The 10,528-nt window shown below is 44.3% G+C and carries 9 protein-coding genes; 7 read left to right on the top strand and 2 right to left on the bottom strand.

Going from position 1 to position 10,528, the window contains the following annotated elements:
- Positions 1–232: 232 nt before the first annotated feature.
- Positions 233–409, bottom strand: coding sequence for a hypothetical protein (locus GKG41_RS22825; protein ID WP_154263145.1), 177 nt, complete (start codon positions 407–409; stop codon positions 233–235).
- Positions 410–582: 173 nt separating this feature from the next.
- On the opposite strand from GKG41_RS22825, the gene GKG41_RS22820 reads away from it, so the two are divergent.
- The 5 genes from GKG41_RS22820 (at position 583) to GKG41_RS22800 (ending at position 5,201) form a co-directional block, all read left to right on the top strand.
- Entirely contained in the window at positions 583–1,209 is a 627-nt protein-coding gene (locus GKG41_RS22820) for a DUF305 domain-containing protein (RefSeq protein ID WP_154263142.1), read from the top strand.
- A gap of 197 nt (positions 1,210–1,406) precedes the next feature.
- Positions 1,407–2,501 (top strand): ABC transporter ATP-binding protein, encoded by a 1,095-nt coding sequence (locus GKG41_RS22815; protein ID WP_154263139.1) that lies wholly within the window; start codon positions 1,407–1,409, stop codon positions 2,499–2,501.
- The gene (locus tag GKG41_RS22810; protein WP_154263130.1) at positions 2,479–3,336 is read left to right on the top strand and encodes an ABC transporter permease; all 858 of its coding nucleotides are present in this window, start codon (positions 2,479–2,481) and stop codon (positions 3,334–3,336) included. The genes GKG41_RS22815 and GKG41_RS22810 overlap by 23 nt, the downstream gene beginning before the upstream one ends.
- Positions 3,333–4,124: an ABC transporter permease gene (locus tag GKG41_RS22805; protein ID WP_154263127.1), complete on the top strand. Its 792-nt coding sequence runs from the start codon at positions 3,333–3,335 to the stop codon at positions 4,122–4,124. The genes GKG41_RS22810 and GKG41_RS22805 overlap by 4 nt, the downstream gene beginning before the upstream one ends.
- A gap of 33 nt (positions 4,125–4,157) precedes the next feature.
- Complete coding sequence (locus GKG41_RS22800; protein WP_154263122.1) at positions 4,158–5,201, top strand: spermidine/putrescine ABC transporter substrate-binding protein; 1,044 nt, start codon at positions 4,158–4,160, stop codon at positions 5,199–5,201.
- Positions 5,202–5,282: 81 nt separating this feature from the next.
- Here the strand turns inward: GKG41_RS22800 and GKG41_RS22795 are convergent, their stop codons facing one another.
- The gene (locus GKG41_RS22795; RefSeq protein ID WP_154263118.1) at positions 5,283–6,260 is read right to left on the bottom strand and encodes an SH3 domain-containing protein; all 978 of its coding nucleotides are present in this window, start codon (positions 6,258–6,260) and stop codon (positions 5,283–5,285) included.
- A gap of 210 nt (positions 6,261–6,470) precedes the next feature.
- Here GKG41_RS22795 and GKG41_RS23815 point away from each other — a divergent pair, with 210 nt between their 5' ends.
- Both GKG41_RS23815 and GKG41_RS22785 read left to right on the top strand, forming a co-directional pair.
- A complete protein-coding gene (locus GKG41_RS23815) occupies positions 6,471–9,179 on the top strand; it encodes a fibronectin type III domain-containing protein (protein WP_173015698.1) in 2,709 nt (902 codons plus the stop codon).
- A gap of 118 nt (positions 9,180–9,297) precedes the next feature.
- The gene (locus GKG41_RS22785; RefSeq protein ID WP_154263110.1) at positions 9,298–10,485 is read left to right on the top strand and encodes a YibE/F family protein; all 1,188 of its coding nucleotides are present in this window, start codon (positions 9,298–9,300) and stop codon (positions 10,483–10,485) included.
- The last annotated feature ends 43 nt before the right edge of the window (positions 10,486–10,528 follow it).

The raw sequence follows: 10,528 nt of genomic DNA, 5'->3' as shown, positions 1-10,528 counted from the left end.
TGAAAAAGCCCGAATACTATGGGATTGTCTCTTCCTTGTATGTAAGGGGGCAAAAATCGATATTAACCGACAGCCCCTTAAACTTGAGGGGGGAGATAGTGAGTGATATTACTAACTATCCGTTATTAGTATACAACAGTACATACAGTATGTCAAATGTAATTTTTAGAATACTAAATGTAATTTTCAACATTCGATGTCCGTCAAAAGCATCTACATCCAGTCACCTGTTCTATAATACAGCACCTTCAGAATCATTTTCATGATAGATCCCCTTATCCTTTAGTTCCTGTACAATTCTGTGATACAGTTCTTTTGGGGGTGCCATATTATCTATATATTGGTCGGGCTTCAGTCCTTTCTCAATCCATTTTCCTTCCAGGATTATCATCAATTCTGACAGCTTCATTTTAAAACCTCCGCGTATATATTCCTCAGATATAAGGTGACAATACCCAAGATAAACTATATATACAGGAATCAGGTAACACAGCGGTCACACGGGGGAGAATCTTTCCATAAAAGAATGTCTGGGAGTAAAAGGGGAATACTAATGTTATTAAATTACTATGGAGGTTTTACATGAGAAAAATAAAAGTAATTTCTGTTTTACTCTGTACCCTTATGCTCATAGGCGGCTGCGGAACCAAGGATTCAGACACAGACGCATATATTCAGGAGCAGGATGAGATTATGGACCAGATGATGGATGATATGGAGATAAAAGAGACGGGCAATGCATCTCTTGATTTCCTGAAGGGCATGATTCCCCATCATAAATCTGCTATTGAAATGTCAAAGAGCTATTTAAAGTATGCAGGCGAAAAGGCGGAATTCAGCGAACTGGCAAATACTATTATCAATGCTCAGGAAGAAGAAATCGGACAGATGGAGGACATGACTGCAAGACTGGAGAAGTCAGAGACCTCTGATGAAGAGAAAGAAAAGCTATACCTGAAAGAATATAATGCTATGATGGAAAACCACGAGGATCACGAGACAGAGACAGAGGATCTGGACCGGGCATTTGCCCAGGGAATGTCTATGCATCATCAGATGGCAGTGGATATGGCAAGATTGATCCTGGCTTATACAGAGGATGATGAAGTGAAACAGTTTGCCGATAATGTGATTTCCCTGCAGGAGGAGGAGATCACCCAGATGCAGTCTTATCTGCAGGAATCAGGGGGAGGGAATCACGCCCACTGACAGCTATGCCGGACCCGGCGTATGCCAGGTCCGGCATTACTTTTGAGAGGAACTTATCTTTGGGATTGGGTAAAATTTTACAACTTAAATCTTTTTGTGTTATAATAAGATTTGCATAATTAGTAAAAAGATGGTAAAATCGGAGTTTGAAGAAGAAACTGGGTATTTTTACTCAACAAAGAACAGAGGATACATACATGGAAGATAGTATACTAGAGCTGAAAGGGATTGAAAAGAGCTTTGGAAGCTCAGAGGTTTTAAATGGAATTGATCTGAAGATAAAACAAGGAGAATTCATTACTTTTTTAGGATCTTCCGGATGCGGCAAGACAACTACACTTCGTATTATAGCGGGGCTGGAGATGCCGGATAAAGGACAGGTGATACTGGAGGGCAGAGATGTTACCCGGCTGGAACCTCATGAGAGAGATGTGAATACCGTATTTCAGAATTATGCTTTGTTTCCCCATATGAACGTGGAGGCAAATGTTGGCTATGCCCTGAAGCTTCGCAGGATGCCGAAGCCAGAAATTAAAGAAAAAGTAAAAAAGATTCTGGAGCTTGTTCAGCTGTCCGGATACGAAAAGAGAATGCCCCAGGAACTGTCAGGGGGACAGAAGCAGAGAGTGGCGATAGCCAGGGCACTGGTAAATAACCCAAAAGTACTGCTTTTAGATGAACCCTTAGGAGCCCTTGATCTGCAGCTTCGCAGGGCCATGCAGCTGGAACTTAAGAAGCTTCAGAAAAAGCTGGGAATCACTTTCCTATATATTACTCACGATCAGGAAGAAGCCATCAATATGTCGGACAGGATTGTGGTAATGAATAAAGGGGTATTGGAACAAATCGGGACACCGGATGAGGTCTATAATCACCCTACGTCCAGTTATGTGGCTACCTTTGTGGGAAATGCCAATATTGTCAGAGGAAAGATTGTTCAGATTCAGGGAGAGGAGGCTCTTGTTGAAATCAGCACGGGAAAGATCAAAGTAATCATTGATCCAGACCGGGAACAGATAGGGCAGGAGATAACGATTGCTGTGCGGGCCGAGAATATCCTTGTCTGTGAGGAGTGCAAAGAGGCTCTCCCAGCCGTAATACTTGAAAAATCTTTCTCCGGAGGTCAGCTGCGAATGGTGATTGGACTGGAAGATGGAAAAGAGATTATAGCCAGCCGCTACGGCATTGACTCTCATGTACAGATTGGACAGAAGGTATGTGTGGGATGGAAGCCCGCTGATGCAATTATCGTAGACAGGGAGGAACAGAATGACGAAAAAGAAACATTCTAAAGTTTTTCTTACAGTTGCTCCTTTGTATCTGTTTACACTTATTTTTGTGCTGGGGCCGCTTCTCTACATGATCGGACTGAGCTTTGCCACGAATAATGACAGCTGGGGAGTAACATGGAAGTTTACCCTGGAAAATTATAAGAAGATATTTGAGCCGGTATACCTTCAGAGCTTTGCTCAGTCATTCCAGCTGGCCTTTTTCAGCACATTGTTAATCATGCTGATAGGTTATCCATTTGGATATTTTATGGCTAAGCTGTCTGCAAAATGGAAAAAAAGGATGATGCTTCTGATTATGGTGCCTTTCTGGACCAGCTCTCTGATTAGAATGTATGGATGGATTATAATACTTCAGGCAAAAGGTGTATTCAACAAATTGCTGATGGCTCTGGGTGTTATAGACGAGCCGTTAAAGATTTTATACTCATATCCCGCAGTACTTATTGGTATGGTCTATGCGCTTGTGCCGTTTATGATGCTTGCGGTGTATTCCAGTGTGGAAAAGATGGACTGGTCGCTGGTAGAGGCAGCCAGAGATCTGGGCGCCTCACCCATGTACGCCTTTATGACGGTGACACTAAAGCTGACTCTGCCGGGACTGTTGTCCGGTGTAATTCTCACCTTTGTGCCTTCTATGGGATTATTTTTCATCGCCGATATTCTGGGAGGCAATAAAATAGTACTGGTGGGAAGCCTGATTCAGGATCAGCTGACAAGAGGGAGCAACTGGCCCTTCGCTGCCGCACTGGCTGTTCTGCTGATGGTAATGACATCTCTGATGATGTATCTCTACAGAAGCATCACTCATGTGAAGGATTTGGAGGGGATATTTTGAAAAACAGAACAAAACTTCCCAATATTTATCTGGCAGTCATCATGATAATCATGTATCTGCCTCTGGTATTTGTTGTGGTATTTTCCTTTAATGAGTCAAAACTTACGGCGGCGTGGACAGGGTTTTCCCTGAAATGGTATCAGACCCTTTGGCATAATGAGGGGCTGAGGGAAGCTCTTTGGAACAGTATTGTCCTGGGGATACTCAGCTGCGGGGTTTCGGCCGTTATCGGTACCATTGGGGCCATTGGCATGGCCAGAGTAAATTATAAAAGCAAAGGGATTGTAGAGTACATCTCCACACTTCCCATTATGATTCCGGAAATTATTTTAGGAATGGTTTTTCTGGCATTTTTTTCACTTTTGAATCTGCCCTTTGGTATGACAACCCTGGTAATTGCGCATACTACATTTTGTATCCCCTACATTTTTATGATGGTGAAGGCGCGGCTGGTTGGCATTGATAAATCCATTGCAGAAGCAGCCCGGGATCTGGGTGCAACCCAGGTCAGGACCTTTTTTGACATAACACTGCCTTTGATTATGCCTGCCGTGATGTCCGGGTGCCTGCTGGCATTTGCTATGTCATTTGATGACGTAGTAATCAGTATTTTTGTAAATGGACCTAAACTGAACACGCTGCCCATTAAAATATACACACAGCTGAAAACTGGCGTGACACCGGAAATTAACGCGCTGTGTACCGTGATTCTGATTACTGTTATTTTCATATTATTTATCACTTCAGCCCTGGGGAACCGGGGAAGAAGAACAGATAAAGGAAACTAATCATGTTCAATCTTAATGTAAAGGAGAGTTATTATGAAGAGAAGAACAAAACTTCTGGGCATGCTCAGTGTAGTGCTGGCTGCGGCTCTTATCAGCGGATGCGGTGAGCAAAAGGAAGATGACTCAAAGGAACTGGTACTTTTTACCTGGGAAGGTATGTTTCCCCAGGAGGTACTTGACGGATTTGAGGAAGAGACAGGCGTAAAGGTAGTTTATTCTAATTTTGATACGGATGAGACCATGCTGGAAAAGCTGTCCCAGGCAAAGGGCGGAGATTATGATGTAGTCATCGCGGATGACTACATCATTGAACAGGCAGTGGGCCAGGATCTGGTTCAGAAATTAGATAAAGCAGAGATACCTAATTATAAAAATATTAATCCCCTTTACCAGGGCCAGTTCTACGATCCCAAGGATGAGTATACTGTGCCTTACGGAGCCGGGATTCCTTTGATTGTCTATGATCCGGAACAGGTGGACTTTGAGATAAAAGGATATGAAGATCTCTGGAATGAAGCCTTGAAGGATAAGGTGGCATTGACAGCGAATTACCGTGTCATAAACGGTATCACACTGTTAACGATGGGTAAGTCAATGAATGAGGAGGATACCGCAGTGATCGGGGAAGCAGGTGAGAAGCTGTTGGAGCTGGCGCCCAATGTGCGTATGATACAGGACGACAATACACAGAACGCACTGTTGAACGGCGAGGCAGCGGTAGCATTTTTATACACCTCCCAGGTAACTCAGGCGCTCAGTGAGAATCCTGATTTAAAGGTAGTATACCCTCAGGAAGGGCTGGGATTCGGAATAATGTCTGCATTTATTCCTAAGGATGCCCCCAATGCGGCGGCAGCTCATCAGTTCCTGAATTATATTTTAGAGCCTGAAAAAGCGGCAGAGTGTTTTAATTATATTGGATATTACAGCACCAATAAGGAAGCGGATCCCCTGGTAAACCCAAATCTGGTGGTACCTTCTGATGTCACAAAAGGTGAAATTGTTCAAAATGTGAGTGCGGAGGCTGACGAAGCATATAACAAAAACTGGACGGAATTTAAAGCTGCCTGTGATTAAGGAGCTTTACATAATGGGATAAAAGAAAAGCACAGGATAAGGAAAGAGACATCCTTATTGCCTGTGCTTTCTTTGTATTAATTATTCGTTTCCCTCAGCAGAATCCTGCTCCCCTTCGGGATTACTGTCTGAAGTATCTTCCTCCTGTTCAGCAGGCACTTCCTGCTCCGGAGACTGGGTTGTCAGATAGCTTTGATATACATAGCCCTCCTGACCATTGAATATAACCCTGGACCATCCGTTGGCACAGTTGCCTGTGCGTACCACAGATTCGCCTCCGCGGAGTGTCCCTACAATGCTGGAATTCTTATCGTAAGAGCTTCGTACATATACATCTGAAGCTGCATAGACAGTTTCATTCACATCGGCAATGGACATTTCCTGCTGAGTCTGAGTTTCCTCCTTTGGCTTTTCTTCTTCCTCCTCTTTTTCAGCAGTCTGTGTCTTTTCCTTTTCTTCAGACTTCTTTTTGGAGGACGAATCTTTGCTTACCTTAACTACCTGAGCTCCGCTTGTGTCTGTATCATTGATACTTCCTATATAATCAATAGATACTTCATCTCCCTTTTCCAAGTCCAAAGAACTGTCTATCGCAGCAGTTTGAATGGAAAAGGTCATCTTGCCGGAATCGGTTTTAACGGACAGCTGACTGGAGGATGCAGTTACAATGGTACCGGAAATGGTATGTACTGTCTCTACCTCAGCGGTTAAGGTCTCAACCCCTTCATTGGTTATTTTTACTACTTTAGCTTTGCTGGTATCCGTCCCTGAGATTTCTCCCTGATAGGTGAGGATGACTGCATCGCCGGCTGCCATGCCATCTTTACATTCCAATGTAGCGCCTGTTACATCAAATACCAGTTCTTTGTCGTCGGTAGTTGTCATGGTAAGGGAGCTGCCTGTAAAGGTTTCAAGGGTTCCACTGACAGTTGAGGTAGAAGTGTCTGCTTCTGTAGTGGTTTCCTGGGTGGTTTTCTCTTCTGTCTCTTTTTTGTCTCCGCATCCTGCCATGGAAAAGACAAGGGCAGCTGCGAGTATAAGGCTTAGTGAACGTTTCATGGAGTTCCCCCTTTCTGCTTTCAGCCTATGCTCATTGTAAAAGTTTGCAATGAATTGGTCAACCGCATTGGGAAACTATTTATAAAAAAATAATAAATTTGTAAAATATTATTTTTTACACAGATATTTGATTAGAATAACCTGAATTTTACGGGGGAGTGATATAGTAAGCGATGTTCAAATCAATAGAATCAAATGAGGAGGAAATTTATGAAAAAAAGAAATGCGGCAAGATGGCTGTCGGGAGTACTGGCAGCGGCAATGGTATTTGGCACCGCAGGCAGCGTACTGGCAGATACAGTGGAAGGCGCAAAAAGTGCAGAAGAAAATATCTCCCCGTACAGCGGGGCGGGGTATGCCATGGACGCAGAGTATGAGTGGAAGTATTTTCAGAATGGGGATCCCGCAGACGGAACAGTTGCAAAGGACAAATGGGGGCAGTATAACGGCTGGACAAGGAAATTCGGCACAAATGCCCAGGATTCCAGTGTTTACAATGACACGGATTGGGAGACTCATGCAGGTTCATTCGATACACTGGACGGAACCTTAAATTCAGAATCACAGGCATATTTTTTCAGAGGATATTTTGAAGTGGAGGATCCCAGTGCCATAGAGGGCCTTCATCTTACTTTTGACTATAAAGATGCGGCTATCATTTACGTAAACGGGCAGCAGCTGACATCTTTAAATGTTCCGGATGTGGGATATAAGACGGAAGATACTGGAAATGGTTCCCACAAAGATAATCTGGGATACGGCAGCAAAGACGGGGATACAGAGAATATCCGCCAGGCGGATGTGACTATGCGGGATATCAGTGAGATGCTGGTAAAGGGCCAGAATGTAATTGCAGTGGAGCTGCATAAGACAGGAGCTGACAGCCAGGGGTACTTTAAGTTCGGGCATCTGGATTTGCACCCGGACACAGCAACTCTGCCGGACAGAGATGCTGTAAAAGCGGTTTCCCTGACCATTGGGGCTACACCTTCGGAATTAAATCTTACCTGGTATTCTCTGGCAACAGAGGGGGGACAAGTACAGTTCGCTAAAAAATCTGATATGACCGGGGATGCTTTTCCGGAAGAAAAGGCAGAGACCTTTGAGGCCGTGGAGACACTTACCCAGGGAAAGGTGTACACCAGCAATCAGGCAACTGTGTCCGGCCTTGAGGAGGACACTGAGTATGTCTATCGAGTGGGAAACAATGGAATCTGGTCAGAACAAGTGTATGCCACGAAAACAAAATCATCCGGTGATTTCAGCTTTATCTTTGCAGGAGACCCTCAGCTTGGTTCATCCGGAGATCTGGACGCAGATAAGGACGGATGGAGAAACACCCTGAATCTTATTCAGCAGGATCCTTTATTTTCTGAGGTTAGTTTTATCCAGAATGCAGGCGACCATGTGGAGGCAGGAACCAGTGAACTTCAGTATGACGCTTATCTGGCTAATTATGACGGAAGTCCTGTGTACAGCGTACCCTTTGCCACTGCTGTGGGGAATCATGACTACAAAGGCACTGCATATAATACACACTTTAATCTGCCTAATGTAAGCCAGCTGGGAGACTGCGGGGAAGGCAATGCCAACGGTGATTACTATTATGTATATAACAATTCCTTGTTCCTGGTAATCAACTCTAACAATCAAAGTACGGCAGAGCATAAAGAATTCATGAGGAATGCGATTCATTTAAATCCGGACACAGACTGGAAATTCGTTATATTCCATCATTCTATATACAGTACAGCCAGTCATGCGGTAGATAACGATATTCTTTCCAGGAGAAGCACACTGGCACCGGTATTTAAAGAGCTTGGTATCGATGCAGTGCTCATGGGACATGACCATGTATATACCAGAAGCTACATGATGGATGGCCTGGAACCTATGGTGGAAGAATCCACAGATGAAAACGGAGAGCCAATCAGTGAAATTACAGATCCGTCCGGTATTGTTTATATTACTGCCAACTCTGCCAGCGGCAGTAAGTATTATGAATTCTCTTCGAATCTGGAGGGAGATTATGTGGCGGTCAAAAATCAGGAGCATGTGCCCAATATCTCTAAGATTGATGTATCTGAGGACACTTTCCGAATTACCACATACAGAACCTCAGACAAATCTGTTGTAGATGAATTTACCATTCATAAAACCACAAATGAAAAACCAATCACCAAGACCTGGGAAAATGATGGAAGGGGCTGGAGATTAAAGCTCTCTGACGGAACCTATCAGACGAATAGCTGGGCGGAGATTAACGGTATTTGGTATGCGTTTGACGAAAAGGGGTATATGCGCACCGGATGGTTTCTGGATACCAACGGCGCCTGGTATTATCTCAGCAAAAGCGGGGCAATGGCTACCGGCTGGGTCAAAGTGGGAGGAACCTGGTATTATCTAAAAGAGAGCGGAGCCATGGCCGCCGGCTGGATAGAAATTGACGGGACCTGGTATTATCTGAGAGAAAGCGGAGCCATGGCCACCGGCTGGGTACAGGTGGGGGGAACCTGGTATTATCTGAGAGAAAGCGGAGCCATGGCCACTGGCTGGATACAGACTGGTAAGACCTGGTATTATCTGAAAGACAGCGGAGCTATGGCTACCGGCTGGCTGCAGACCGGGGGAACCTGGTACTACCTGAAAGGAAGCGGGGCAATGGCTACCGGCTGGGTTCAGGTAGGGGAAACCTGGTACTACCTGAGAGGAAGCGGAGCGATGGCTGTCGGCTGGGTACAGATGGGAGGAACCTGGTATTACCTGAAAGAAAGCGGGGCCATGGCTACCGGATGGATAAAACTTGGAACTACCTGGTACTATCTGAAGGGAAATGGGGCAATGGTCAGCGGCCAGTCATTAAAAATTAATGGGAAAATGTACCGTTTTAACCAGAGCGGAGCATGTGTAAATCCGTAATATACCAAAAAGGCTTCTGTTGGTTTTGAACACTCAAGAACTATAGAATAGGCGGCAGGTGACAGTCATCTGCCGCCTGACGCTTTATTGGAAACTTTGTCAAAAAGGAGTTAAATAAATGAAGAAAAGGCAGAAGACAGATATCATTTTCCTGTTGCTGATTATAGTATTTAGTTTTGGGGTTTATCTTTATAATGACAAAAATCCTGTTACTCTTTCTCTGATAAACAGCGAAAGCCTGGGTTATGCAAAAGCTGAGGTAATAGAAGTAGTGGAAGAGAACGCGCGGGAAGACGAAACGACCAAGGGCAGATACTATGGAGTCCAGACTCTGCGGGCTAGAATACTTCAGGGAGATTTTCAGGGAAAAGAGGTTCTTATTGATAATTATCTATCAACCACTCATAATGTGAGGCTGCACAGCGGCCAGGCTTTTATTGCCTGCATTGATAATCCCCTGGAAGCGGAAACTTTGATCACGGTGTACAGCTATTACCGGGCACCGGTTATTTTTATGTTCGGGGGAATTATGATAGGCATTATGGTCCTGATCGGGGGAGGAAAAGGATTACGTTCTGCAGTAAGTCTTTTATTTACTATGTATACCATACTGGGATTTATGCTGCCGATGATTTTTAATGGCTATTCCCCCATCTGGGTTTGCATTGTTACTGTTGTAATAACTGCTGCGGTATCTCTGTTTCTATTGAACGGCAATCATAAAAAGACTTGGGTGGCAACCATAGCTACAGGAATGGGCGTCATTTTGTCAGGGATTATATTTCAGGTTATAGCATCCCTGGTACATGTAAGCGGATTTAACACAGATCAGGCGGAAGCGCTGATTCTGATCTCTCAGAACACGGGACTGCAGATATCACAGGTTTTATTTGCCGGAATACTGATTTCTAGTCTTGGTGCCGTAATGGATGTGGGATTATCCATCGCCTCCTCTCTCCATGAGATTACCTGCCACAAAGCAGATATCACTCCCCGGGAATTATTTCAGTCAGGGCTGCGTGTGGGGAAAGACATGATTGGAACCATGTGCAATACCCTGATTCTTGCTTTTACAGGAAGCTCATTGACGACACTTCTTATGCTGAAGGCATATGGAGTAGAGTACGCGCAGCTTATGAATTCTGATTTTATCGCAATGGAGATTGCACAGGGGATTTCCGGGACCATAGCAATTATCATGACCGTTCCCATAGGGGCACTGCTGAGTGCAGTATTATATTCCAGACGCAGATCTCCTGATGCAAATTGGTTTGTCAATAACTTTAGAAAATGTCACTTTTTATAGGCTATATTAACTTTAGAAAATGTCACTTTTTAAACAGGCTCTT

Source organism: Lactonifactor sp. BIOML-A5, assembly GCF_009677585.1.
GTDB lineage: Bacteria > Bacillota > Clostridia > Lachnospirales > Lachnospiraceae > Lactonifactor.
This window is presented reverse-complemented; position numbering and strand designations above follow the sequence as displayed.

Bases quoted from the DNA above. Each gene is read 5' to 3' on its own strand.
- GKG41_RS22825 (WP_154263145.1), bottom strand. From the start codon at position 409: ATGAAGCTGTCAGAATTGATGATAATCCTGGAAGGAAAATGGATTGAG.
- GKG41_RS22820 (WP_154263142.1), top strand. From the start codon at position 583: ATGAGAAAAATAAAAGTAATTTCTGTTTTACTCTGTACCCTTATGCTC.
- GKG41_RS22815 (WP_154263139.1), top strand. From the start codon at position 1,407: ATGGAAGATAGTATACTAGAGCTGAAAGGGATTGAAAAGAGCTTTGGA.
- GKG41_RS22810 (WP_154263130.1), top strand. From the start codon at position 2,479: ATGACGAAAAAGAAACATTCTAAAGTTTTTCTTACAGTTGCTCCTTTG.
- GKG41_RS22800 (WP_154263122.1), top strand. From the start codon at position 4,158: ATGAAGAGAAGAACAAAACTTCTGGGCATGCTCAGTGTAGTGCTGGCT.
- GKG41_RS22795 (WP_154263118.1), bottom strand. From the start codon at position 6,260: ATGAAACGTTCACTAAGCCTTATACTCGCAGCTGCCCTTGTCTTTTCC.
- GKG41_RS23815 (WP_173015698.1), top strand. From the start codon at position 6,471: ATGAAAAAAAGAAATGCGGCAAGATGGCTGTCGGGAGTACTGGCAGCG.
- GKG41_RS22785 (WP_154263110.1), top strand. From the start codon at position 9,298: ATGAAGAAAAGGCAGAAGACAGATATCATTTTCCTGTTGCTGATTATA.